The organism is Helicobacter himalayensis (genome assembly GCF_001602095.1).
In the GTDB taxonomy this organism is placed as follows: Bacteria; Campylobacterota; Campylobacteria; order Campylobacterales; family Helicobacteraceae; genus Helicobacter_F; species Helicobacter_F himalayensis.
Window position 1 is genome coordinate 260,514 of the sequence record NZ_CP014991.1, and the last position, 24,437, is coordinate 284,950.

Genomic DNA, 24,437 nt, shown 5'->3' on the forward strand with positions numbered 1-24,437 from the left:
CCTTTTAAATCAAATTTTTACTCTATTATAGTAGAGTGAAAAAGAATTGTAAAATAAATAAACTTAAGAAAATCTATAATAATAGAGTTTCTTAATGCCACAATATAAAAACACAGATGAAATTTCTAAAACTCAAATTATGTATTTTTATCATCAAGTTGCGCAAAATGTTGCAAGAATCCGTAAGGAAAAGGGTTTATCACAACTTGAATTAAGCCTTGCCATTGGTTATAAATCTGTTTCTTTGGTGGCTGGAGCAGAGGCAGGATATAAAAATATTCATTTTAACTTAGAGCATTTGTATAAAATCTCGCAAGTGCTTGAAGTGGATATAAAAGAGTTGTTTTAAGTCCGCATTTGCTACAATGGATTTTTTAAATATTCCTAAATAGAAAGCGAAGATTATGTATTCAGATTCTGTATTGAGTTTGGTGGTGCCGATTTTTGTGATTGCGCTTGTGTTTATCACAAAGCGCGTGGTGTTTTCACTGCTTTTGGGTATCGTGCTTGCAAGTTTTATGATGAAAGGGAGCGATATTTTGGGTGCGGTGGAATATGTGATAATAAAAATTGGCGCGGTGTTTTATGAAGATGGCGCGCTTAATATGCAAAGCGTGTATGTATTTGGATTCTTGCTTTTGCTTGGAATCTTAACGCAACTTATGAGTTATTCTGGCGGTATTGGTGCGTTTGTGAAATGGGCTAGGAAGCGTGTTAAAAGTGCGCGTGGTTCGGAGTTTGTGGCTTTTATTGCGGGGATTGTGATTTTTATTGATGATTATTTTAATGCTTTGAGTGTGGGGCAGATTAGTAAATCGCTCAATGATGCTAATCACTCCACGCGCGAGCGCCTTGCGTATGTGATTGATTCTACTTCTGCGCCGATATGTATTTTGATGCCAATTTCTAGCTGGGGCGCGTATATCCTCGTGCAGTTGGATAAAAATTTTAGCGGGGATAATTTTTTGCTTCTATTTGAAAGTATTTGGGCAAATTTTTATGCGTGGTTTGCGCTTTTGGGCGTGTTTTTGACGATTTTATGGCAGATTAATTTACCTGCTATGCGCAAATATCAAAATGTTGGCGTGGTGGAGAGTTTCGAGTTAGATTCTAGCAAAAATACGAGTGTGTGGCTTTTAATCATTCCTGTTATTGCGCTTATTTGTTTTGTGGCGGGGCTTATTTTTTATACCGGCTATCGCAACAGCGGGGAGCTTAGCCTCATTGCTATGTTGGGAAAAACAGACACGGGACTTTCGCTTTTTTGGGGTGGATTTGTCGCGTTTGTCCTCACGCTTTTGCTTTCTTTTAAGAATTTAAAACTAGTTGATTTTGTGCCAATATTTAAACAAGGAAGCACGGCAATGTTGCCTGCATGCCTTATTTTGGTGCTTGCGTGGGCGATAGGACCGATTATTAAAGATGACTTAAGCACGGGGCAATATTTGGCAAATCTTAGCCGTGAATTTTTAGAATCTAGCACGATCAATGCGAGCTTTGTTATTGTTTTGGTGAGCTTTCTTATTTCTGGGTTTATCGCATTTTGCACAGGTACGAGCTGGGCGACTTTTGCGATTATGATTCCCATCGGGGCGAGTTTGGCGCAGGTGAATGGGATTGAAATTGTGCTTGTGATTTCTGCGATTTTGAGTGGTGCGGTGTTTGGCGATCACGCCTCGCCTATTTCTGATACGACTATTCTCTCCGCCACAGGGGCTGGGTGCTCGGTGCAGAGCCACTTTTTGACACAGCTTCCGTATGTTTGCACAGCGGCATTTATCGCGCTTGTGTGTTTTAGTATCGCTGGACTTAGCGGGTCGATTTTGCTTGCGCATTGTGTAGGTTTGACACTTGGAGTTGGGATATTTTATTTGTATAAGCGGGTGTATTATTAGGATATGCCTTTGCTTTTTTCCTCTTTACCTTTGGTGCAACAGCGCATTTTAGAATGGTATGAAAAAAATGGGCGCAAAGAGCTTCCGTGGCGCAATCTCAAGCGCGATGGGAGTGAGGCGTATGGTGTGTATGTGAGCGAGATTATGCTACAACAAACGCAGGTTTCGCGTGTTTTGGAAATTTTTTATTTTCCATTTTTGAAGCGATTCCCGACTTTGCAAGCATTAAATAATGCACAAGAATCTGAAGTACTTTTTTTATGGCAGGGGCTAGGTTATTATTCTCGCGCGCGCAATATGCGAAAGTGTGCGCAAATTTGTGTGAAAGATTATGGGGCGAATTTACCTGCAAATGTGCAATCTTTAAAACAACTTCCGGGCATTGGGAGCTATACAGCAGGGGCGATTGCGTGTTTTGGTTTTGGGGAGAGTGTGGGATTTGTAGATTCTAATATCAAGCGTCTTTTTGCACGTCTTTTTGCGTTGCAAAATCCAAGTCAAAAAGAGCTTGAAAGCCTCGCACAACGCTTATTAAATAAAAGTGCGAGTTTTAATCACAATCAAGCCCTGCTTGATTTAGGTGCGCTTATTTGCACACCTGCCCCGCGCTGTTTGATTTGTCCTTTGAGTGAATTTTGCAGGGGCAAAAATGCGCCTATGCAATACCCTTTAAAAATTGCCAAAAAATATGAGAATCTGCATCTTAAACTTTGTATTTTTTATGTGCGGGATTTTCAAGGTATTTGCTTTGCGCTTAAAAAGGCTGAAAAGGGCTTATACGCGGGGCTTTATAATTTGCCACATTTGGAGGATTTCCCACTCACACAGCAAAGTCAAGCACGCCATATGGGGGATTTTAAGCATTCTTATACAAGATATAACATTACAGCTTCTGTGTATGCGCTAGAATCGCTAGATTTGTCAAATCCTCAAAACAATGAGTTTATTTTCGCGCATTTAGGGGATTTACCGCCGATTTCAAACCTCACTAAAAAGGCGTTGCAATATATAAGTGCTATTCTTTAAAATTGTATCATATCGCGCGAGTGGATTTTACTTGTTTTCGCCGAGATTTACTCGCACTCATATTCGTGTTTGTTAATAAGGCTTTGATTCTATTATAGGTGTTAGAGAATCTATGCCTTCCGATGTATTGCCTGTATGGAAGTGAATTCCGCTTGTCTCCGCTTCAATTTCGCTACACTTCGCTTGCGTGCGCCAATATTTGGCAATTTCTCGTTAATTAGGTTTATAGATTCTGTCCTGTTTTGGTTGTTGAGAATCTGGATAGATTCTCTAGAGTGAAGTTCTAATGTCCGCAGCCACAACCGCCACTACCGCAACAGCCAGAGCGTCCGCTATGATCATGTCCGCCTTCACCTCCACAACCACAGCCTCCGCCAACACCACCTTGCAAGATTTCAAGCTCGCTCGCATCGCGCACACCAAGCACTTTCACTTCAAAGCTAAGTGCTTTTCCAGCTAGCGGGTGATTGTAGTCGATAATCACAACTTCATCATTAAAGCCTTTTACAATCACTTGCGCAGTTTGCCCATCATCGCTTTGACCAAAAAGCGTCATACCTTCTTTTAGGTCAATGCCACTAAACTGCTCGCGCGCTACCTCTTGGATAAGATCGGCTTGATACACGCCATAAGCATCTTCAGGCTTTATCTCTGTTTTGATAACTTCGCCTGTCTTTTTACCTAAAAGTGCGTTTTCTAAACCAGCGATGACTTGATTTGCCCCGACTAAAAATTCTAGCGGTGCGCCACCTTTATTAGAATCTATAATATCCCCACTTTGTGTATCGATTACCTCATATTCAATACTTGCTACTTTGTTTTTTTCAATCATTTTTATTTCCTTTATTTTGTTGATTTGGATTTGTTGGAATTTTTGTTTTGTAGTAGCTCCCTTGCTTGAGCTGCCTCTTTACTCTTTGGATAGTTTGCAATAAGGACTTCCAAAAAATTATTATAATTTGTTAAATCTTTAATCCCCTTGAAAGACAGCGCGCTATGAAGTAAAAGTGCGGGGATATATTTGCCTTGCTCGCTTAAACCAACGCTTTGTTTATAATAACGGATAGCAAGGTTATAGTCTTTTTGCAAATATGCCACCTCTCCTAGGTAAAAAAGCACTTCCGGTTGATTGTAATTTAGACTTTTAAGCCACAGCAAAATTTCTTTAGAATCCTTATAGCGCCTAGCATTAAGATATTCTTTTGCCTGTGCGAAAAGTTCTGATTGTTTTGTTTTATCAAAAGTTTTTGGTTTAGAATCTTGAGTTTTTTTAGATTCTTGTGTAGTTGTATTTGGCACATTACCAGCGTTGAGCTTTTCTAGTTGTGCAAGGATAGAATCTTGAGTTTTTAGCACAAGTGCTTGCATTTCTTTGATCTGAGATTGCAGAAGCGCGATATTTTTACTCTGTTCCTCGCTTTGCTTTTTAAGATTTTCTAGCTCTGTTTTTAGTGTTAGAATCTCTTGCTCATTTGTTGATGCCTTGTTTGCAGTGGTTTGAAGCTTTTGACTTTGGGATTCATAGAGACTTTGTAAGCCTTCTTGAGACTGCTTGATTTCATCTGTTTGAGATTGCAGATTTTCGGTGATATTATTAAGGCTTTGGATTGAGTTTTGTAGGGTGGATAAGTCTTTTTTTGTAGCCCCACTTTGCTTTTCAAACGCAGAAGGCTCTTTTGCAAAGGTGAAAAGCACAAGGAGCAAAAAAAGTGAAAATATCTTCATCACCTTCCTTGTGCTTGTTTTTTAATGTTTTGTGGCAATTACTGCACGACTTTAAATTCAACGCGCCTGTTTGCTTGGTAGCACTCTTTTGTCGGCTGTGTGCATACAGGCTTGCTTTCACCATAGGTGACAGTTGAGATATTTTGTGAATCTACACCGCGTGTGGTGAGTGCATTTTTTACAGAATCTGCGCGTTTTTTGCCAAGCGCGAAGTTATATTCATCACTTCCAAACGAGTCCGTATTGCCTTCTAATACGACTTTCACACCTGTGCTTTTTAGTGCGTTTGCTGCTTCATCTACTCTCTCTACCATACTTGCTTGAATATCGTACTTGTCAAATTTAAAAAGGATATTTTTCAAGCTTGAGCTATCAGGCTGCACGAAATTATCAGTGCCTGTTTGCGTTGTATTGTCCGAAGCATCTACAACTTGCACATTTTGCGCATCAGTCCCTTGCACCGCTACTGCGCCATCTCCACCTGTTGTCACAGTCGCATCACCTCCACAACCACTCAAAAATAACATACCACCAACGAGGCTTCCAAACAAGCCAAGAGTTAAAACCTTTTTCATTTCAATCGCTCCTTTTGTAAAAATTCCGGTATTATAACTTTTAAATATTTTTTGTCAAGCAATCAAACGCGCATTCTCACCAATCATAGGCTTGAATCTTTACCTTTGGCAAAGGGAAAAAGTAGCTTTTATTATAATCCAAGCGGATAATGCCTAGCGCACTTTGATTTGCGGTGTGTTTGATAAACATAATATTGCTTCCATCTTTTGAGAATGTCGGCATTTGATTTGAGCCTTCACTTGTTAAGCGACGGATATAATCAGAGTTAAGCGCGATAAGATAGATATTAAAGGTGTTTGCACCAAACTCATTATTGCTTTCCCTGCTTGTATAAACTACTCTTTTATCATAGCTTGAGACAGAGCTATTATTGCGCCCGTGGAAAACGACTTGCTCCACCGCGCCACCATCAATGCTTGTAGAAAATACATTTGGATAGCCTAGTCTATCAGAGATAAACACCACTTCTTTTTCATCATTGATAAATTTTCCACCTACATCAATGCCAGAAAAAGTTGTGAGTTTTTTTAGATTTTTTGCATTGATATCATAAAGATACACATCAGCTGCACTTCCAGCGGGTGTGAGTGATAGGAGCAGTTTTGAGCCATCTTCGCTTACATCAGAGACCACTGCCATACCATCGCTACTCACTACACCTTCAATCGTGTTTGTGGGCAAATCGTATTTTAAAATCGTTGGTTTATTATCAATGTATTTTGTGAAGTAAAGAACGCTTTTATCCTTATTGCCCCATTTTGGGAAAATATTAAACCCGCCTTTGATGATTTCTTTTTGAAAAGTGAGCGTGTAATCAGCAAGCATAATATCCGCACTTCCAGAAGTCGTGTATTTAGAAAGCACGACAGGTTGTTTTATCCACTCAATACTTGGGGCTTTGATATAGGCGTTAATATCACTTGCCATTGCGTGCGCGACAAAGGGAAATTCTGTCAAAAAACCCCTATTGTAAGCGCGTTCCAACACCTTTGAAGCGGAATTCACATCATAAAGCGCGAGATTCCCAATTATGCCATCGCTTTTTTTTGCCACACTCACACGCGCAATAAGATCAATTTTTTTGTCTTTGTAGCTTTGAAAATCAATAGAAGAATCTTTCACATCGCCACTTTTTTCTACTTGAAAATGACTACTCACACGCAAATCCGCATCAAGATGGGCGATAACTTTTTTCCCATATTCGCTATTGTTAGAAATATGCTCGATTGTAATAAATGGAAGCTTGCTAGAATTTTTGACAATTTCTAGCGTGGCGTCAATCCCAAAGAGATTCCCACAAAAAAATACAACAAACATACAAGCAAAACGCCTTAGCATTCAAACTCCTTTGAGATGATTTAGCGCGCATTATACTAGATTCTCTTTAGAGAAATTTAATTACGCACTTTGTTTTGTGATTTACAACAGCATTTTGTGTGCCTTAATTTGGATTAGAATCTGCGGATTCTCTAATCCATAAGCGCATTGAGGCTGGTTTTTGCGTCTTTGCCTTCAATGATAGCACTTACTTCGCGTGCTATCGGCGTGTGGATTGCGTGTTTTTGACTGATTTGTGTGATAGCTTTTGCCGTGATGACGCCCTCAGCCACTTCGCCAAGCTCACTTAGGATAGAATCTATCTTTTTACCTTGACTTAAGGCAAGCCCCACGCGGTAATTTCGCGACATTGTGGAATTTGAAGTAAGGAATAAATCTCCCGCGCCAGAAAGCCCCAAAAAAGTCTCCATTTTTCCGCCAAAAAACTCCCCAAAGCGACTCATCTCTACTAATCCACGCGCTAAAAGTGAAGCCTTAGCGTTTCTCCCAAGCTTCAAACCATCGCAAATCCCCCCAGCAATGGCAATGACATTTTTATACGCGCCTGCGATTTCCCCGCCAATCACATCAGTGCCTGCATACGCTTTGATAAAACTAGGAAACAGCGTGCCAAACTCATTTGCAAGCGCAAGATTCTTAGAATGCACTACTAGCGCGCAAGGAAGCGATTGCATTACTTCAGCAGCAAAGCTAGGACCGCAAAGATAGGCGAGGTTATTTGAATCTATAAATCCCTCATAGATGTCGCTTACAAAGGCACTATTTGCGGTTTCTATGCCTTTTGACGCGCAGAGAATCTTGCTTGTTTTTGGAAGATTCACACTTTCAAGCCAAAGACGCAAGGCATTTGTCGCAATAGCTATAATAAAAAACTCAGAATCTAAACCTTCAGTAATATCTACTTGAATGATATTTGGGCTTAGATTCTCTAATTTTTTGCGCGAGATGATTTTCACTTGATTTTTTTGTGAAAATGCAAAAGCCAGCGCCTTTCCCCACGCGCCTCCGCCAAAAACACTAATATTTGCCATAGACTATTTCCAGCATTCTGTGTTTGTTAGCCCAATATCAGAGGCTTTGAAATGTGGGTCAAGCCCGGCTTTGCGTTGTCTTTCATAGTCTTTTAACACACGCAACGCGATATTTCCAAGCAACACAATAGCCACAATATTTGTGATCGCCATAATCCCCATAAAAATATCCGCCAAATTCCACGCAAAACCAAAATTTATTTGTGTACCAAAAAATACCATAAGCACGGCACTTAGGCGGAAAATATTTAAGAGAATCTTGTTTTCTGTGATAAATTTGAAATTTATCTGCGCGTAGAAAAAATTCCCAATAAGCGAAGTAAAGGCAAAAAGCACCACAGAAAGGCTTACAAAATGCAGTCCAAAACTACCAAAATAGCCCTCCATCACCCTTTGCATAATAGGCAAGCCCTTAAGCCCACTCACATCAACACTAGAGCAAAGCACCACAAGCGCGGTAGCCGTGCAGATAATAAGTGTGTCGATAAAGACAGAAAGCGTTTGTACCATACCTTGTTTTGCTGGGTGAGTTGTATGCGCGCTGGCTGCGGCATTTGGCGCAGAGCCCATACCTGCTTCATTTGAAAAAAGCCCACGCTTAATGCCAATCACCATCGCACTTCCTGCAAAGCCTCCAAAAATTGCTTGGAAATCAAAAGCCTTTTCAAAAATATGGTTAAAAGCTTGTGGTAAAAGTGTGAAGTTATTGACAATCACAAAAAATGCCACGCAAAGGTAGCCCACCGCCATAATAGGCACAAGAATAGAAGTGATGAAGGCTGAAGATTTGTTTGTGCCAAAGAAAAAAGCTGATACAAATAAGCCCAAAATCACGCCAACAAACACTTTAAAATGCCCCTCCTCAAAGGCTTGCGCGCCGATATAGACTTCAAAAGCTGAAGTGAGTGTGTAGGCTTGCAAGGCATTAAATCCATAAGCAAAGCAAAAGATGAGAGAGATTGCAAAGCAGATCCCAAAGGTTTTTGAGCCAAGCGCGGATTCTATATAATATGCCGGTCCGCCTTTGTAGTTGTACGCGCCGTCCTTGCGTTTATACACTTGCGCTAGTGTGCTTTCTATAAAAGCACTCGCTCCACCTAAAATAGCAGTTACCCACATCCAAAAGAGCGCGCCGACGCCTCCTGCGCTAATAGCCACAGAAACACCCACAATATTGCCAATGCCAACGCGTGAAGCAGTAGAAATCATCAATGCGCCAAATGGGCTTACATGTTCTTCGTGCCCGCGCTCGCGTAAGAGTTTGAAAGCATAAGGCAAAAAGCGGATTTGAATAAAACGCGTGCGAATGGTAAAATACAGCCCGCAAGCAATGAGTGCAAATACCAAGAAATAGGTATAAAGAAAGCCATTAGCCTCGCCCACAAATTTTCCAATCCACTCTACAAACTCCACGCAATCCCTCCTTTCAAAAGTCTTAATTTTTTTAGAGAATCTAAACTCCTTGCAATTTTAGCATTATTGTTCCCAATCCTTGAGGCTTTTTAGCACTTCTTGCATTGGGGGCTTTTTAGAGAGATAGGGCTTTAGCTCCTCATCACTTAGCCTGCTCCATATTTTTGTCTCGCCTAAAACCCCAGCAAAATCCACGCTTGCACGCAAAGTGAGATTCTTGTCTTCAAGTGTGATTTTAGCGTAATAAATCTCGCCACTATCATAGTTATACACCTTGCCATTTTTGTAAGTGTCAGAATCACCCTCTAAGCCATACACAAAAATTGTCACATTGTCATAGCGTTCGCGCAAGTTTGGATTTTTATTATGAATATCTTTTGCAGGTGGCGTGCCATCGACATTTGCAAAGCCATAGGCATAATATTTTCCATCTTTTTGGAAAAATTCTACAATGCTTTGACGCCCGCTTTTTCCTATATGTGTTTTATAGAATCCCGAAAGCAAATCTTGACTTAAACAAAAAGTAAGCGCGCCAAGGAGCAAGAAAAACCCGTTTTTCAAGCTTTTCATAGAAAAACCTTTTAAGAGAATTTTAAGCTTAAGTATATCCAAAAATGCTAAAATTGCGCAAAAAAAGTGATATGAATTGTTAGAGGGAGAAGGTTTGAAGCGAAATTTGATTGGCTTGAGTTTATTAGCTTTGTGTGCGTGCGTGTGTGAGGCTAGAATGATTTGGACTGAAGACAAAAAAGAAGTGCGCTATGATTCTGATTTGAAGCCCACTGAAGAGATTTTGCAAGAAGTAGAAAAGACGCGTCAAGCATTGCTTGATAAAGCTGCGGGCAAGCCAGAGCCAAAAAAACCAAAAGATCCACGACAAAAAATTTATTTAGGTTTCAATCTTAATGTTTTAGCAAGCCCAAAAATAGGCTTAGGCTATGGTATGGGCGTTGAGGGCGGGTATAATTTTGTGGTGCAAAAAAATAATTCCCTGCGCCTTTTTGTCTTTTTTGACCGCTTTAGCAATAGTTATAGTGACTTTAACTTTAACCCAAATGTGCGCAATGCTTTTCAAATCTATCGTTTTGGGATTTCAGCCGAATATCGCGCGTATGTGAATCCTTACTTTGGATTCCGTGCGCGTTTGTTTTCTTTTGGCGTGCGCGATTTTGCGCTTAATTCTGATACGCTTATCCCCACAACCACGCGCGCCAAAAAGATTGGGATTTTGCCTACCATTGCCTTTGGACCTATTTTTAACTACAAACAGCATGAACTTTTTTTAGGCTATGATTTGATTGACTACACCTTTGAAAATGGTCCGAGTGTGAATTTTTTGCAATATAGTTTGAAGTTTTAGAAACTTTAAGAGTTTGCAAATTCCGCACTACTCACAAAACAAAAGGAGGCAAAAATGAATATAAAACAATATTACCTGCAATCAAACGCATTGCTAAATGGACATTTTCTCTTAAGCAGCGGAAATCACTCTTCTTGCTACTTGCAATCAGCAAAGGTGCTTGAAAATCCACAAATAGCGGAAATCCTCGCAACTGCTTTGGCAGAAAAAATCATGCAATATGGCTTGAGCGTCTCTTGTGTGTGCTCACCCGCACTTGGTGGGATTTTGGCTGGATATGAGCTAGCACGCGCGCTAAAAGCACGTTTTATTTTTACAGAACGTGTTAGTGGTGAAATGACTTTGCGCCGTGGCTTTGAAGTAGGGAGGGGCGAAAAAGTGCTCATTTGTGAAGATATTATCACCACAGGTGGTTCGGCTTTAGAATCTGCTAGATGTGTAGAGGCGCTAGGTGCGGAAATTGTAGGTTTTGCTGGGCTTGCAAATCGCGGGCTTTGCAAGCGCGTAGATTCTGAGCTAACGCCTAGTCCATTAGCTAAACTTCCACAGGATAAGCCACTTTTTGCCTTGCAAGATTTTGTCTTTGAAATGTATGAACCAAAAGACTGCCCGATGTGCAAAGAAGGAAGTGTGGCGCTAAAGCCCGGCAGCAGAGGCAATTAATGTCAAAACAGCAAAAACTGCGCTGGCGCAAGACTTTAGCAACTAGAGATTCTCACGCACAAAGCGCACGCCTCGCGCAAAAAAGCAAAAAAGCGCCTTTTTACCTCACCGACAGGCTTGTGGCATTTGTTACAGATATGTTTATGATAAATATGCCAATTTTGTATGTGGCAACTTATCTTGTGCTAGGCTCTAAAGAGGCATTTTTGGAAAATCAGGTGGTGATTTTTATTTGTGTAGCGCTTTTTGGGATTGTGCTTTCAATATTTTTTGCGCTAAGTGGGCAGACTCCGGGCTACAAATACGCAGGTTTGCGCCTTATCAATAAGTCAGATTCTAATGATTTATCAGAATCTAAACCCAACCCATCATTTTTAATTGCCTTTTTGCGCTATTTGTTGTGGATTGTGAGTGTAGTAAGTATTGTTGGCGTGTTGATGGCACTTTTTAGGAAAGATTCTCGGACATTTTATGATGTGGTATGTAAAACGCAAGTTATCTCTGTAAAGCCCACAAAGTCTATGTCTTAAGAATCTGGAAAATGTGAGGTAGAAATATTGCTAGAGGCGAAAAGTAAAAAATCAAAAAAAATATCAAGCAGGCAAAAGCACTTGATAAATCAAGTCAGAAAAAAGCAAAATAGTCTTGCCTAAAAGTGTCCTAGTGCTTTAAATTTCTCGCGCATTAAAATGTTTTTTAGTAAGATTTTGGCAGAATGTGTAGCTTGTGAAAGGTTTAGCAAAGCTTTAAAGCGGTGCAAACTCTATGCAAAGGCTAGGATTATACAGGGGCTAGGATTATGAATGTAGGGATTATCGCACTTATGCTTGGCGTATCGCTTGTTTTGGGATTTTTTGGCTTGCTGGCATTTGTTTGGGGGCTGAAAAATGGGCAGTTTGATGATGAAAACAAAATGATGGAGGGCGTGCTTTTTGACTCGCCTGAAGATTTAAACAAAGTTGCTAGCGTTGAGAATAAACAAGACTTCCTACAAGAGCTTATGCACAATCCTAAACATAAATAACACATAAGGAGAGAGTATGTCTGAAATCTATGATATTGCCATTATCGGTGGCGGACCTGGCGGGATCGCTTCGGCAGTTGAAAGCATAACTTTGGGGATTAAAAAGCTTATTATGTTTGAAAAGGGTGAAAATCACTCTGCGACTATTCGTCAATTTTACAAAGACGGCAAGCGCGTGGATAAAGACTACAAGGGACAAAAAGTCGAGCTCAATGGCAACATCTACTTTGTCGATGGCACTAAGGAAAGCACGTTAGATCTCTTTGATGAATTGCTAAAAACAAAGCAAATTGATGTGCGCTTTAAAAGCGAGATAGAATCTGTGCGCAAAGAAGATGAGATTTTCATCGTGCAAACAAGCGGTGGGCAAAGCTTTAAAGCACATTTTGTGATTATTGCCATAGGCAAAATGGGACAGCCAAATAAGCCAAGTTACCAAATCCCCTCATCAATCCGCAAAAAAGTGCAATACAATGCAAATAATATAGAATCTAGCGAAAAAGTGTTGATTGTTGGCGGGGGAAATTCCGCTGTAGAATATGCGAATTTCCTTTGCCAAAGCAATGACGCAACACTTAATTATCGTCGTAGCGAATTTAGCAGGATTAATGAAGTGAATAATGAGCAATTGCAAGATTCTATCCAAAGTGGGAAGCTCAAAACGAAGCTGGGTATTGATATAAACGCACTAGAAGATAGCGAGGGAAAAGTCAAAGTATGCTTTACTGATGGCACAAGCGAGGTGTTTGATAGGGTGGTGTATGCTATCGGTGGGCTTGCACCTGTGGATTTTCTCAAAAAATGTAATTTAGAGCTTGATGATAACGGCGTGCCTGTGGCGATAAATCACGAAAGCTCGATAAAAAATCTTTTTATTGCTGGGGATATTTTGTTTAAAAGCGGTGGCTCAATCGCTGCGGCACTCAATCACGGATATGAAATTGTGCTTGAGATTAAAAGACGCTTGGATTCTGTGCAGTAGGTGTGCGAATGAAGCTTATTTCTTGGAATGTCAATGGCTTGCGCGCGTGTATGAATAAGGGTTTTATGGATTTTTTCAACGCTGTAAATGCAGATGTGTTTTGCATACAAGAATCTAAAATGTTGCGCGAGCAAGCGACTTTTGACTTTCCAAACTATGAGGAATACTGGAATAGCGCGGAGAAAAAGGGCTATTCTGGCGTGGCGATTTTTAGCAAACAAACACCTTTAAATGTCGCCTATGATATGGGGATAACGCACCACGACAAAGAAGGACGCATCATCACGGCAGAATACGATAACTTTTATCTCGTCAATGTCTATACGCCAAATAGTAAGCGCGAGCTAGAGCGCTTGGAATATCGTATGGAGTGGGAAGATGATTTTCGCGCGTTTTTAAAAAACCTAGAAAAACATAAAGGCGTTATCGTGTGTGGCGATCTCAATGTCGCGCATACAGAAATTGACCTTAAAAATCCCAAAACAAACCGCCGCAATGCCGGCTTCACCGATGAAGAGCGCGAGAAAATGAGCGCGCTTTTAGATTCTGGATTTATTGATACTTTTAGGTATTTTTACCCTGACAAAGAGGGTGCTTATACTTGGTGGAGTTATATGGGGAAAGCAAGAGAGAACAATACAGGTTGGCGGATTGATTACTTCCTTTGCTCAAAAATCTTAGAATCTAAATTGCAAAGCGCGTGTATTTATCCAGAAGTTTTAGGAAGCGATCATTGCCCTATTGGGTTGGAAATTAAAAAATAAGATTAAGGAATTTTTAGAATCTAAAAAGCCTTCTCTTGTTGTATTGATTGAGCGTAAGTGAAATATCCATAATGGGATTTATATGGATTCTTCGGGCTTTGCCCTCAGAATGATAAAATGGGGTGATAAGGTTATTTTTTATTTATCCACGCACACACAATCGCAGTGATAAATAAAGATGATAAATATCACCAAAATACCTAACATTTTTCATTTCCTTTTTTGTAGTAAAGCCTTGCATTCCAACATAAAAGGCTTTACTACGACTTGACTTCTTTTTGTCTTACTTAAGCGACCTCTTGTCGTTTTGAGCGTAGCGAAGATTCTTTTTTACTTAATCGTCTTTGCGTACTCATCAAAACAATCCTTTACAAACCGCACAAACAGCGAGCGAAAACCCCGCTCGCGAAAAGCTAGCTTTTTGTGTTGCGTGATTCATCTTGTTTTCTTGTGCCGTATTTGCTACTTCCAAAAATAGTTGAGAGATTCTAAAATTAGAATCAATACAGGCAGTTTTTGGATTTAATATAAACTTTTAATGCAAGAAATGGCGCACGCCGCTAAAATAGAGCGCAATCCCGTGTTTATCGCATTCTGCGATTACTTCATCATCGCGTATGCTACCACCGGGCTGGATTATCGCGCTCACACCTGCACTTTGGGCGAGCTCTACGCTGTCTTTAAATGGAAAAAACGCCTCGCTTGCCATCGCGCTTCCTTGCAGTGAAAGCCCCATATCTTTTGCCTTTCGCATTGCTGCGCGCGCAGAATCTATGCGACTTGTCATACCCATACCAATGCCTACTAGCGCGCCATCTTTGACATAAGTGACGCAATTTGATTTTGTAAGACTTGCGATTTTATACGCGATTTCTAAATCCCGCATTTGTTCTTTTGGCGCACTTTTTTGACTAACAAGCTTTGCATTTGTTACTTCATTTTTACCCACATTATCGCTTTGCTGATAGACAAAGCCCCCTTGTATGCGCTTAAAATCATACTTATCAAGCGCAAATTCTAACGTATTGCGCGCATTTGTGAGTGTAAAAATCTTAGTGCGTTTCTTTGGTGCAAACACTTCTAGCGCCTCATCTGTAATCCCCGCAGCGATAATTACTTCGATAAAAATTTCATTCATTTTTTGTGCTAAGTCTTTTTCAATAACGCCATTTACCGCCACCACGCCACCATACGCACTCACGCTATCGCATTTTAACGCACTCGCATAAGAATCTAGCAAATTTCCTTTTATCGCAAAGCCACAAGCATTGCCGTGCTTTACAATGCTTACCGCCTTTGCTTCTCCAAATGCGCTTGCAAGCAAAAGTGCGGCATTCATATCAGTGAAGTTATTAAAACTCGGCTCGCCTTTTAAGATTCTAAAATTCTCACTCCAAAAGTTTTCAAATTCATATAACGCGCCTTTTTGATGTGGATTTTCCCCATAGCGCGTATCGCGCACCTTGCTTCCTACGATGAATTGCTTCTCCCCAAAACCCTCGCAAAAGCGCGCATTCATATAATTTGCAATCATACAATCATAGCTTGCTGTGTGTGAAAATGCCTTTATCATCAGCTCCCTGCGCAATTCTAATGTGTTATGATTTGTCTTAAGTGCTTCTATTACGCGTGCATAATCCTTGCAATCCGTCACCACAAGCACAGATTCAAAGTTTTTCGCTCCTGCGCGCACGAGACTTGGTCCGCCTATATCGATATTTTCGATGATTTCAGCAAAATCATCAGTGCGTTTAATTGTTTGTTTAAATGGATAGAGATTCACACACACAAGGCTAATTGACGCGATATTATGCGCCTTTGCGCTTGCAATGTCAGATTCATTTGTCCGCCGATACAAAATACCTCCAGCGATCTTTGGGTGCAGTGTCTTCACACGCCCGCTAAAAAGCTCTTCGCTTTGCGTGTATTGGCTCACTTCAAGCGCATTTATGTTGGATTCTCTTAGCACTTTTAGCGTCCCGCCTGTGCTTAAAATTTTATAGCCTAACGCCACTAACTCCCGCGCAAATTCCACAATCCCGCTTTTATCGCTCACACTTAGAAGTGCATACATTTTCGCCCCTTTTTTCCTTCATTTAGCTACAATTTGGAATCTGCAATTGTAGCTTGATTTCACTCTAATTTAGATTAAAGGAGCTAGGAGAATGATTTGTGTATTTGATATAGAAACAATCCCAGATACGCATTTACTGCGCGCGAAATTTGGCTTTGAAGAGGGTTTAAGTGAAAAAGAGGTGTGCGAGCGCGCCTTTAAAGAGCAAAAAGAAAAAAGCGGCTCGGAATTTCTACCTATCCCTTTTCATCGCATTATTAGTATCTCAAGCGTGATGGGCGATGAGTTTGGGCGATTTGTGAAGGTTGGAAATTTTGGCAGAAAGGCAAAAGAGGAGTTTTTACAAGAAGTTAAAAACGCAGATTCTCTATCCTTAGAATCACTAGATTCTTTTGAGTGTGGGCTTTTGCGCGATTTTTGGAAATTTTTTAATAAAAAGCAACCAACCCTTGTAAGCTTTAATGGCAGAGGCTTTGATATGATTGCGCTAAGCCTTCGCGCGATGCGTTATAATATCGATGCGAGCGGATTTTTCGAGCAGATAAATCCGCAATTAAATAAAACAAAATATGAAAATTACCGCAATCGTTACAGCGAACATTTTCACACAGATTTGCTTGATAGTTTAGGCGGATTTGGCGCGGTGCGCGGGCTTAACCTTGATACGCTATGTCAGATGAGCGGACTTGTAGGAAAATATGATATGGACGGCGCGCAGGTATATGAGTGCTTTTTTGAATCTAAAGAAAACTTGCAAAATGGCTTAGAGCGTATAGAATCTTATTGTCAAAGCGATGTTATCAACACTTATTGGCTGTATTTGAAGTATCTCATTGCTAAAGGTGAGTTATTGCTTAGCGATTATGCCGAGATTTTGAGTGATTTAGTCCAAAAGCTCCCAAAAGAGCAGGAATATTACGAAGTCTTTGAGAATCAGATTCAAAAAGAGCTAGAAAAATTGGTAAAAGAAATGTAGGGTAAAATCGTGAATCTTACGCTCTTGCGCCTAAGTGCGCGTTATATAGCTCAATTTAAAAAGATTTATTTTTGTAAGCGCATTGATGATAATGTGTTTTTGCTAAATTTAGAAAACACGCTTTTTTATATCGATTTGACGCGCGGGAATAGCGGGATTTATTGCACCCAGCGCGAGATTTTGGGGGCAAAGTCTTTCAATGCGCCGATGGATTTAAAGTTGCGCGAGTATTGCACAAACGCCACATTGATAGACTGCCACACAGATGGGAACAATCGCATTTTATGCCTGCATTTTTTAGCAAAATCTTCTTATAAAGAAGAGTCTTTTTGCCTTGAATTTGAATTTACCGGGAAATTTACCAATGCCATTTTACTTAATCAAAAGCGCGTGGTTATCGAGGCTTTGCGCCATTTGCCAAATGCAAAGCGCCCTTTGCAAGTTGGAAAGGTTTTAGTAAAGCTTCCCCAGCAAACGCGCGCACTAGAATCGTTGCAAGATTCTCATCAATTAGGAAAGGTGGAGCAAATGCACGAAGTAGAGGCGAAGCGGAATTTATCCACGCGAGATGATACAAAAGCTTTTTTATGTGAGCTTTTTACAAAGCATTGCGCCCAAAAGCTAGAATCTGCCAAAGCCCAAGCGCAAAAAAACCTAGATTCTAAAAAACTTGCACTAGAAAAAAACCTGCAAAACTTGCCAGATAAAAATGAATTAGAGCATTTAAGCGAGCAGAGTGCGCTTTTTGCGCGTTGTATTTTGGCGCATTTGCACGAGATTAATCCTGCAAATATTTATGCTACGCATATTTTTTTAGAACAAAATTTTGCGAATTCTCTCAACCCCACAGAATCTAAATTCTCCAAACAGCTTGATAGAATCTACAAATATTCAAGCTTCCAAAAAACGCCAAGTATGCGCGCGCAAGCGGAGCCTTGCGGAATTCACTTCCGCGAAGGTGATATATTCAAAGGAAGAGAATCTAAAATCTTGCAAATCCCTATCCCAAAGGAAATTGCTAGCTTTTCCGATTTAGCACAATATTATTTTTTACTTTCAAAAAAATATGCTAAAAAAGCACAGAATATTCATTTACAAATAGAAAATTTACAAGATTCCTTGCGTTTTTTAGATTCCCAAAAGGCGTTGGTGCAAAGGGTTACTAGCTTTGAGGAGCTAAAAATTTTTACCCCACAAAAACAAAAAGGCAAAAAAAGCGACAAAAAAAGTGGAACAGCTTTTGAAGTATTTTTTATTGCAGGGGTGAAAGTGGGCGTTGGTAAAAACGCTAACCAAAATATCGCCCTGCTGAAAGCTGCGAGTGCAGAGGATGTATGGCTGCATGTGCGCGATGTGCCTAGCTCGCATATGATACTTTTTTGCGGGAAGACAAAGATAGCAGAATCTGTATTGCAAAAAGCAGGGCAGATTCTCATCGAGCTTTGCGGGATTAAGGGAGGGAATTTACCAGTCGATTATACCAAGCGTAAGTTTGTGAAAATCACACAAGGTGCAAATGTAGTCTATGCCAAATACCAGCGATTAGAGTTTAAGAGCTAAATCTTTGCAAGGAGAGGATTATGGCGGTAAGCTTTGTAGGAAATATCACTTATATCAACCAAAATACGCAAGCAAGTCCTAAAATTGCACAAGAAGCAAATCTTAGCGAGTTTGATTTGGAGGAAAAAGCAAAATGAATACTTGTGATTTTAAAATTTTAGAGAACGAAGATTTTAAAGAAGATTCTGTGCGGGAGTTTATCATTGCGCCACTTTTGAAACAACTAGACTTTGTGTTGAAAGATTCTAAGCAATCGCAAAAAAACTCTAAGCTAGAAATGGTTTTATCACTAAGGCTTACAAGTCCCACAATTACAGGAAGTAATGAGAAAATCACTCTCACACGTTTCCCTGATTATGTGCTTTATGTAGATTCTAAAGCGCATTGTGTGTTAGACGCAAAAGCTCCAAAGATTAAAATTAATGCTACAAGCAAGGCTGAGCGTCAAGCTTTTTATTATGCTATTAATCCCGAACTTAAAGCCCCATTTTATGCGCTTTGCAATGGTTTGGAATTTAATCTTTTTGAGACAAACAAGCAAGAATTGATTCAAAGCTTTTCTTGTGAGGAACTTTTTGCTAATAACTTTAAAAATGAAACTTTCACACTACTTAAGCAATATCTCACCACCCCGCTAGAATCCTTAAAGCAATCCCTAAGTCAAGATTCCAAAACACCCAAAAAAAGCGAGGAATGGTATCTAAGTCGCGAACTACCAAAGGCAATACTTAATCCAAAAAAACAAGCAAAAGCGCGTTATTTTGGCTGCACCGCGTATTTTACAAGGCAAAGCTGGGATATAGTAACGCAAAATATCAAAAATTTCACCGACAAGGGCGATGTAGTGCTAGACCCTTTTGGAGGCAGTGGCGTAACTGCCATAGAGGCTATGATGAATGAAAGAGTGGGAATCCACACGGATTTAAACCCACTAAGCATTTTTATGGTTAAAGCTTTAAGTGTGAAGTGTGATTTAAGCGCATTATACGATTTAAGTGAAGCAGTTTTAAGCGAGTTTGAGAATTTGCGCCCAAAAAATGAAAAAGAAGCAAAAGCACTTTTAAAAGGTGCTAAATACTATCCTAATGCACTAGATAGCGAGTTTGGCGAAGTAGCTACACAAAAAGAGCAGGATTCTACACTTTGGATTCCTCAAGATGAGATTCTGCCAAAGGGAAGTGATGTAGATTGCGTGTTAAGTCTCTTTAGTAAAATGCAGTTAGCCGAACTTGCTCTTTTACGCAAACTCATTTTTAAGCACACCACACCAAGCGGGAGTAAAGAAAATAGAATCTACAAAAGGAATATGCGGTATAGTCTTATGTTGGCATTCAGAAATACAATCACGATGTGTAATTTGACTTATCACGATTCTGAAGCACGAAAAGGTAAGGGTGGGAACAGCGGTGTTTTGGCATACTATCGATACAGAATAGCTAAAAAACCTATTTTTCTTAATGTAGCAGAAATATTTCAAGGCAAGACAAAACTAGTTATTAGAGGCAAAAAAGAGCTAGAATCCTCCTCCGTCTTTTATGACTCCTACTTTTTCCCCATACAACGAGTGATAAAAGATTTTAAACACCAAGAGCTAAGTAAAAGAGAGCAAGAGGACTTTAGCAAGGTAGATTCACTGCTGAATAAAACCAATGGAGAAAAAATCTTCCAAGCCGATGCAACTAATCTAAGAGAGATAGAATCCCAAAGCATAGATTTCATCTACACAGACCCACCCTATGGGGCGAAGATTCCCTATTTAGACCTTAGCGCTATGTGGAATGTTTGGCTAGATTTGCCTGTGGATTCTAGCTTAAAAGAAAAAGAATGTATAGAAAAAGGAAGTTTAGAAAAAAGCAGAGAGGAATACCACACTCTAATGATAGCAAGCCTAAAAGAAATGTATCGCGTGCTTAAATACAATCGCTGGCTTGCCTTTGTGTTTCAGCACCAAGACCCGCAATTATGGCAGATTCTAGTAGAGGAGGCGCAAAAGATTGGCTTTGAGTATGTTGGCTCTGTGCGGCAGGATAATGGACAAACGACATTTAAGAAAAGGCAGTTTAAAGCTTCTGTGTTAAGCGGACAACTAATTATTTATTTTAAAAAGGTGCAAAATCCCAAAACTCTAGCTAAAGAACATTTAGGCGATGATATTACTGCTCTTGTGCTTAATCACGCGGAAGCCTTGATTGCTAGAGATGATGGGGCGACATTAGAGGAAATCCACGCAGAGATTACCATTAAAGGCTTAGAACTTGGCTTTTTGCATAGCTTAAGTAAGGATTATGCGGATTTGACACCTTTAATTACCGCAAACTTTGACCTTGATGCAACAAGCGGAAAATACCATATCAAAAAAGGACAGAAATTTAAAAGCAATGCGATTCCGCTAGAGTTAAGAACAAAGTATTTCTTGCTCTCTTATTTACGCGGAGCAAAAAGACAAGGCAAAAAGGCTTATTTTGATGATATTTGCTTAGAGATTATCCCCTTGCTTAAAAATGGTGTAAGCCCGAGTAAAGAACTCATTAGAGAGATTCTAGAGGATATAGCTATGCCAAACTATACTACAGGCGAATGGAGATTAAAAGAAAAAACACACACGCTTTTTGATGATTTATATTAGGGAATTTTAAGAGCTAAATACTTGCAAGGAGAGGATTATGGCGGTAAGCTTTGTAGGAAATATCACTTATATCAACCAAAACACGCAAGCAAGTTCAATCGCGCTATCAAACGCGCAGGCACGTCCTGACATCGTGCAGGAGACGAGTCTTAATGAGTTTGAACGCAAGCTTCAAGAGATAGAATCTATCACGCCAGCTGATGAGGCGCAAAATATCAATAAAGATAGCGGCGGGGGCAATGGCGCATATACAGATTCTAACACGTCTGAAAACAAAGAAGGGGATAAAAAAGAGCAAGAGATTCACTATCACTACGATGGACTTTTAAATGTAAAGGCGTAAAGAGATGTTTTTATGTTTAAGATTATAGAATCTTGGATTTTTCGTTTTACTCAATAACAGGATTAGATTCTGTATTTTTTGTGGTTGCAAAATCATAAAGCCAAAAATCGCTAGAATTGTGCTTTAGATTCTAAATCTAGTTTTTAAGGCAAGCTAAAAAGGAGCAAAAATGGTAGAGCGGTATGCAAGAGATGAGATGAAAAATCTTTGGAGTATGGAGGCGAAATATAGCGCGTGGCTAGAAGTGGAAAAAGCACTTGTGCGCGGGTGGAATCGCTTGGGGCTGATACCAGATTCTGATTGTGAAAAGATTTGCAAAAACGCCCGCTTTGACATCGCCCGCATTGACGAGATAGAAGCGGTTACAAAGCATGATTTGATAGCTTTTACCACAAGTGTGGCGGAGTCTTTGGGCGAGGAGTCACGCTGGGTGCATTATGGCATTACTTCGAGTGATTGTATTGATACGGCTGTGGCTTTGCAGATTCGCGATTCGCTAAAGATTATCATCAAGGATTTACAAGACTTGCGCGAGGCGATAAAAACGCGTGCGATGGAGCACAAATATACGCTGATGGTTGGGCGCAGTCACGGGATTCACGGCGAGCCTATCACTTTTGGACTTGTTTTAGCGATTTGGTATGATGAGATAGGACGCCACCTAAAAGCACTAGAATCTAGCGTGAAAACCATAAGTGTGGGACAGCTAAGCGGTGCAATGGGGAATCTCGCGCATACTCCAATCGAGCTAGAAGAGCTTGTGTGCGAGGAGTTGGGCTTGAGTCCAGCGCCTGTGAGTAATCAAGTAATCCAGCGCGACCGCTATGCGCGTGTGATGAGTGATCTTGCACTGCTTGCAAGTAGTTGCGAGAAAATTGCGGTAGAAATTCGCCATTTACAGCGCACAGAGGTGTATGAGGCAGAAGAGTTTTTTGAAGTGGGACAAAAAGGAAGCTCTGCTATGCCACACAAGCGCAATCCCGTGCTAAGTGAGAATATCACGGGACTTTGTCGTATGATACGTTCCTACGCCTTGCCCGCGATGGAGAATGTCGCGTTGTGGCACGAGCGCGATATTAGCCATTCAAGCGTGGAGCGCTTTATCCTGCCTGATGGTTTTATCACTACGGATTTTATGCTTGCGCGCTTAAGCAATCTCATCAAAAAGCTCGTCATCTATCCTAAGAATATGCTAAAAAATCTAAACCTAACCGGCGGGCTTGTGTTTTCCCAGCGCATACTTTTAGAGCTTCCTAAAAAAGGCGTCTCAAGGGAAGATGCGTATAAAATCGTGCAACGCAATGCAATGAAAGTGTGGCGGGATTTGCAAGAGGGCAAAAGCGCGCTAAATGAGAAGGGTGAGAGCTTATATTTACAATATTTGTTAGCTGATGGTGAGCTTGTGGGGCTTATAGGTGCGGAAGCGGTGCGAGAGTGCTTTGAGTTTGACTACTATACCAAAAGCGTGGATTCTATCTTTAAGAGAGTGTTTGGGAAATGAAACCTCATTGAAAAATAAGTTTAGAATCTTGCTTGAATGTACTCCGGGGATAATAAGCTAAATTTAAGAAAAACTTAATCTTAAAGCAAACTTTAAATACAGATTTATTACAATCCCTGCCTTACAATCCACAAAAGGCTTAACAATGCAAGATTTAGATTCACAAAAGCAAACTTCAAACCTAGCACAACTTAAAGCAAATCTCATAGCAGAGATAAGGCAAAGGGTAGAAGATAAAATCATAGAAGAAAACAACGCAAAGCTTTTAGAAAAGCTTATTACAAACGCTGAAAACACACAAGAAGCCCTAAGCATAGCCGCACTTGGCACGACTTATAAAAGAACAGGCTTTCATTTTGATAAAAGATTAGAAAAGCAAAGCGAGGATATACATTATCTAAGCAAAAATGCGGCTTTAAGCTTTAGCGATTCTAACTCTACCCTAAAGCATAGCCTAATCATAGGAGATAACTACCCCGCTCTTTTAAACTTGCTCATCACTTACAAAGGCAAGGTTAAGGTTATCTACATAGACCCGCCCTATGGCAAAGATGCCTTAGGAGAGTTTGCAAACACAAACTACAATAACGCCATTTCAAGGGATAATCTTTTATCTATGCTTTATCCCCGCTTAAGCTTAGCAAAAGAATTGCTAAAAGATGATGGCGTGATATTTTGTAGCATAGATGATAGGAATCAAGCCTATGTAAAATGCCTTTTTGATGAAGTGTTTGGAGAGAGGAATTTTTGCGGACACATCATTTGGCTTAAAGGTAACGCACAAAATGATGCTGATACTTTGCAAAAAAACCACGAATACATTTTGACTTATACTAGAAATATAGAATTTAAGCCCATTAATCAAGTAAGGCAAAAGGCAGAAGAAAAACTATATAAAGAGGCAACAAATAAATTCTACTATGAAGGAGGTGGATTTACGAGTGGCAATTTAAATAGTGACCTCAATCACCATGTTTTATGTGGTTATACTATATTCTATAATCCTGCAACACATGATATACAACATTTTATGGATTATGATACCAAAAAAGCAAAAAATAGCAATAACGAAAATGAAGTATATAAAGAAATAGATAAAGAATTATTAAGTAAGGGTTACATAGCTATAAGACCTCCAAAGAAAAGAAATCTATTGGGCAGATGGGTAGTTTCTTATGAAAAATTTGCAAATTTAATAGCGCAAAATCAAATACTTATCAAAAAAAATAAAAATGGTTATTCTGTCTTACGTAAGGAATGGGTAAATCCTAAACAAGTAAAACAAAATGAAAAAGGCGAATATTATGCGATTATAGACAAAGAAAATCCGCCTAAAAGTTTTATTGATTTTTCAAGTGGTAGCGGAACAACTATATTTAAAACTATAATGGGCGATAAAATTTTTGCCAATCCTAAGCCTCTAAATTTAATCAAACACCTCCTTAAAATCTCCACCACCCCAAACACTGCAAATAATAGAGAGCATTTAGCGGGGGGGGGGGGCAACAGCTTCATAGCGTAGAATCTAAAGATTCTAAAGATGTTTTGGCTTCGCCTCAA

23 protein-coding genes are annotated in these 24,437 nt (G+C 39.9%); 15 read left to right on the forward strand and 8 right to left on the reverse strand.

Annotated features, from left to right (window positions below; genetic code table 11):
• Nucleotides 1-94 precede the first annotated feature (94 nt).
• Genes A3217_RS01270 through mutY form a run of 3 tightly spaced genes read left to right on the forward strand, consistent with a single transcriptional unit; the run spans nt 95 to nt 2,921 of the window.
• A complete protein-coding gene (locus tag A3217_RS01270; protein ID WP_082807833.1) occupies nt 95-349 on the forward strand; it encodes a helix-turn-helix domain-containing protein in 255 nt (84 codons plus the stop codon).
• A 55-nt stretch (nt 350-404) separates the two neighbouring features.
• Nucleotides 405-1,895, forward strand: a complete 1,491-nt coding sequence (locus A3217_RS01275; protein WP_066387013.1) for a Na+/H+ antiporter NhaC family protein — start codon at nt 405-407, stop codon at nt 1,893-1,895.
• A gap of 9 nt (nt 1,896-1,904) precedes the next feature.
• Nucleotides 1,905-2,921 (forward strand): A/G-specific adenine glycosylase, encoded by a 1,017-nt coding sequence (mutY, locus tag A3217_RS01280; protein WP_197456895.1) that lies wholly within the window; start codon nt 1,905-1,907, stop codon nt 2,919-2,921.
• Between the two features lie 283 nt (nt 2,922-3,204).
• Here the strand turns inward: mutY and A3217_RS01285 are convergent, their stop codons facing one another.
• The 7 genes from A3217_RS01285 to A3217_RS01315 form a co-directional block, all read right to left on the reverse strand.
• Nucleotides 3,205-3,753 (reverse strand): FKBP-type peptidyl-prolyl cis-trans isomerase, encoded by a 549-nt coding sequence (locus A3217_RS01285; protein ID WP_066387017.1) that lies wholly within the window; start codon nt 3,751-3,753, stop codon nt 3,205-3,207.
• An 11-nt stretch (nt 3,754-3,764) separates the two neighbouring features.
• Nucleotides 3,765-4,646: a tetratricopeptide repeat protein gene (locus A3217_RS01290; protein ID WP_066387018.1), complete on the reverse strand. Its 882-nt coding sequence runs from the start codon at nt 4,644-4,646 to the stop codon at nt 3,765-3,767.
• Between the two features lie 38 nt (nt 4,647-4,684).
• Complete coding sequence (locus A3217_RS01295) at nt 4,685-5,221, reverse strand: OmpA family protein (protein WP_066387020.1); 537 nt, start codon at nt 5,219-5,221, stop codon at nt 4,685-4,687.
• A 76-nt stretch (nt 5,222-5,297) separates the two neighbouring features.
• Nucleotides 5,298-6,560 carry a Tol-Pal system protein TolB gene (tolB, locus tag A3217_RS01300; RefSeq protein WP_231860252.1) on the reverse strand — a complete coding sequence of 421 codons (1,263 nt, stop codon included), beginning with the start codon at nt 6,558-6,560 and terminating at the stop codon, nt 5,298-5,300.
• A gap of 131 nt (nt 6,561-6,691) precedes the next feature.
• Nucleotides 6,692-7,591, reverse strand: coding sequence for an NAD(P)H-dependent glycerol-3-phosphate dehydrogenase (locus A3217_RS01305; RefSeq protein WP_066387021.1), 900 nt, complete (start codon nt 7,589-7,591; stop codon nt 6,692-6,694).
• A gap of 3 nt (nt 7,592-7,594) precedes the next feature.
• Nucleotides 7,595-9,004, reverse strand: coding sequence for an alanine/glycine:cation symporter family protein (locus tag A3217_RS01310; RefSeq protein WP_082807834.1), 1,410 nt, complete (start codon nt 9,002-9,004; stop codon nt 7,595-7,597).
• A gap of 63 nt (nt 9,005-9,067) precedes the next feature.
• Nucleotides 9,068-9,574 carry a DUF2147 domain-containing protein gene (locus A3217_RS01315; protein WP_082807835.1) on the reverse strand — a complete coding sequence of 169 codons (507 nt, stop codon included), beginning with the start codon at nt 9,572-9,574 and terminating at the stop codon, nt 9,068-9,070.
• 94 nt (nt 9,575-9,668) lie between these two features.
• Between A3217_RS01315 and A3217_RS01320 the strand changes: the two genes are divergently transcribed.
• The 6 genes from A3217_RS01320 (at nt 9,669) to A3217_RS01345 (ending at nt 13,797) form a co-directional block, all read left to right on the forward strand.
• A complete protein-coding gene (locus A3217_RS01320; RefSeq protein WP_066387023.1) occupies nt 9,669-10,364 on the forward strand; it encodes a hypothetical protein in 696 nt (231 codons plus the stop codon).
• A 54-nt stretch (nt 10,365-10,418) separates the two neighbouring features.
• Nucleotides 10,419-11,027, forward strand: a complete 609-nt coding sequence (gene pyrE, locus A3217_RS01325; protein ID WP_066387029.1) for an orotate phosphoribosyltransferase — start codon at nt 10,419-10,421, stop codon at nt 11,025-11,027.
• Complete coding sequence (locus tag A3217_RS01330) at nt 11,027-11,557, forward strand: RDD family protein (RefSeq protein ID WP_066387032.1); 531 nt, start codon at nt 11,027-11,029, stop codon at nt 11,555-11,557. Before pyrE ends, A3217_RS01330 begins: the two co-directional genes overlap by 1 nt.
• Nucleotides 11,558-11,826: 269 nt before the next feature.
• On the forward strand, nt 11,827-12,051 hold the full coding sequence (ccoS, locus tag A3217_RS01335; RefSeq protein ID WP_066387034.1) for a cbb3-type cytochrome oxidase assembly protein CcoS: 225 nt from the start codon (nt 11,827-11,829) through the stop codon (nt 12,049-12,051).
• A 16-nt stretch (nt 12,052-12,067) separates the two neighbouring features.
• The gene (locus tag A3217_RS01340) at nt 12,068-13,033 is read left to right on the forward strand and encodes an NAD(P)-binding domain-containing protein (RefSeq protein ID WP_066387036.1); all 966 of its coding nucleotides are present in this window, start codon (nt 12,068-12,070) and stop codon (nt 13,031-13,033) included.
• Nucleotides 13,034-13,041: 8 nt separating this feature from the next.
• On the forward strand, nt 13,042-13,797 hold the full coding sequence (locus A3217_RS01345) for an exodeoxyribonuclease III (RefSeq protein ID WP_066387039.1): 756 nt from the start codon (nt 13,042-13,044) through the stop codon (nt 13,795-13,797).
• A 535-nt stretch (nt 13,798-14,332) separates the two neighbouring features.
• Here A3217_RS01345 and purH read toward each other — a convergent pair.
• The gene (gene purH / locus A3217_RS01350) at nt 14,333-15,871 is read right to left on the reverse strand and encodes a bifunctional phosphoribosylaminoimidazolecarboxamide formyltransferase/IMP cyclohydrolase (RefSeq protein ID WP_066387042.1); all 1,539 of its coding nucleotides are present in this window, start codon (nt 15,869-15,871) and stop codon (nt 14,333-14,335) included.
• 91 nt (nt 15,872-15,962) lie between these two features.
• Here purH and A3217_RS01355 point away from each other — a divergent pair, with 91 nt between their 5' ends.
• The 6 genes from A3217_RS01355 to A3217_RS01380 all read left to right on the forward strand — a co-directional run bounded on the left by A3217_RS01355 (nt 15,963) and on the right by A3217_RS01380 (nt 24,399).
• Nucleotides 15,963-16,847, forward strand: coding sequence for a 3'-5' exonuclease (locus A3217_RS01355; RefSeq protein WP_066387043.1), 885 nt, complete (start codon nt 15,963-15,965; stop codon nt 16,845-16,847).
• A gap of 9 nt (nt 16,848-16,856) precedes the next feature.
• A complete protein-coding gene (locus A3217_RS01360; RefSeq protein ID WP_066387045.1) occupies nt 16,857-18,407 on the forward strand; it encodes an NFACT family protein in 1,551 nt (516 codons plus the stop codon).
• Between the two features lie 133 nt (nt 18,408-18,540).
• Complete coding sequence (locus A3217_RS01365) at nt 18,541-21,033, forward strand: DNA methyltransferase (RefSeq protein ID WP_066387046.1); 2,493 nt, start codon at nt 18,541-18,543, stop codon at nt 21,031-21,033.
• Nucleotides 21,034-21,070: 37 nt separating this feature from the next.
• Nucleotides 21,071-21,376, forward strand: a complete 306-nt coding sequence (locus tag A3217_RS01370) for a hypothetical protein (protein ID WP_066387047.1) — start codon at nt 21,071-21,073, stop codon at nt 21,374-21,376.
• Nucleotides 21,377-21,545: 169 nt separating this feature from the next.
• On the forward strand, nt 21,546-22,877 hold the full coding sequence (gene purB / locus A3217_RS01375; protein ID WP_066387053.1) for an adenylosuccinate lyase: 1,332 nt from the start codon (nt 21,546-21,548) through the stop codon (nt 22,875-22,877).
• Nucleotides 22,878-23,022: 145 nt separating this feature from the next.
• Nucleotides 23,023-24,399, forward strand: a complete 1,377-nt coding sequence (locus tag A3217_RS01380; protein WP_066387055.1) for a DNA methyltransferase — start codon at nt 23,023-23,025, stop codon at nt 24,397-24,399.
• Nucleotides 24,400-24,437: the final 38 nt, after the last annotated feature.

Bases quoted from the DNA above. Each gene is read 5' to 3' on its own strand.
- tolB (WP_231860252.1), bottom strand. From the start codon at position 6,560: ATGCTAAGGCGTTTTGCTTGTATGTTTGTTGTATTTTTTTGTGGGAAT.
- A3217_RS01355 (WP_066387043.1), top strand. From the start codon at position 15,963: ATGATTTGTGTATTTGATATAGAAACAATCCCAGATACGCATTTACTG.
- A3217_RS01290 (WP_066387018.1), bottom strand. From the start codon at position 4,646: ATGAAGATATTTTCACTTTTTTTGCTCCTTGTGCTTTTCACCTTTGCA.
- purH (WP_066387042.1), bottom strand. From the start codon at position 15,871: ATGTATGCACTTCTAAGTGTGAGCGATAAAAGCGGGATTGTGGAATTT.
- A3217_RS01380 (WP_066387055.1), top strand. From the start codon at position 23,023: ATGCAAGATTTAGATTCACAAAAGCAAACTTCAAACCTAGCACAACTT.
- A3217_RS01330 (WP_066387032.1), top strand. From the start codon at position 11,027: ATGTCAAAACAGCAAAAACTGCGCTGGCGCAAGACTTTAGCAACTAGA.
- A3217_RS01340 (WP_066387036.1), top strand. From the start codon at position 12,068: ATGTCTGAAATCTATGATATTGCCATTATCGGTGGCGGACCTGGCGGG.
- pyrE (WP_066387029.1), top strand. From the start codon at position 10,419: ATGAATATAAAACAATATTACCTGCAATCAAACGCATTGCTAAATGGA.
- ccoS (WP_066387034.1), top strand. From the start codon at position 11,827: ATGAATGTAGGGATTATCGCACTTATGCTTGGCGTATCGCTTGTTTTG.
- A3217_RS01315 (WP_082807835.1), bottom strand. From the start codon at position 9,574: ATGAAAAGCTTGAAAAACGGGTTTTTCTTGCTCCTTGGCGCGCTTACT.
- A3217_RS01270 (WP_082807833.1), top strand. From the start codon at position 95: ATGCCACAATATAAAAACACAGATGAAATTTCTAAAACTCAAATTATG.
- A3217_RS01275 (WP_066387013.1), top strand. From the start codon at position 405: ATGTATTCAGATTCTGTATTGAGTTTGGTGGTGCCGATTTTTGTGATT.
- A3217_RS01365 (WP_066387046.1), top strand. From the start codon at position 18,541: ATGAATACTTGTGATTTTAAAATTTTAGAGAACGAAGATTTTAAAGAA.
- A3217_RS01285 (WP_066387017.1), bottom strand. From the start codon at position 3,753: ATGATTGAAAAAAACAAAGTAGCAAGTATTGAATATGAGGTAATCGAT.
- A3217_RS01295 (WP_066387020.1), bottom strand. From the start codon at position 5,221: ATGAAAAAGGTTTTAACTCTTGGCTTGTTTGGAAGCCTCGTTGGTGGT.
- A3217_RS01305 (WP_066387021.1), bottom strand. From the start codon at position 7,591: ATGGCAAATATTAGTGTTTTTGGCGGAGGCGCGTGGGGAAAGGCGCTG.
- purB (WP_066387053.1), top strand. From the start codon at position 21,546: ATGGTAGAGCGGTATGCAAGAGATGAGATGAAAAATCTTTGGAGTATG.
- A3217_RS01370 (WP_066387047.1), top strand. From the start codon at position 21,071: ATGGCGGTAAGCTTTGTAGGAAATATCACTTATATCAACCAAAACACG.
- A3217_RS01345 (WP_066387039.1), top strand. From the start codon at position 13,042: ATGAAGCTTATTTCTTGGAATGTCAATGGCTTGCGCGCGTGTATGAAT.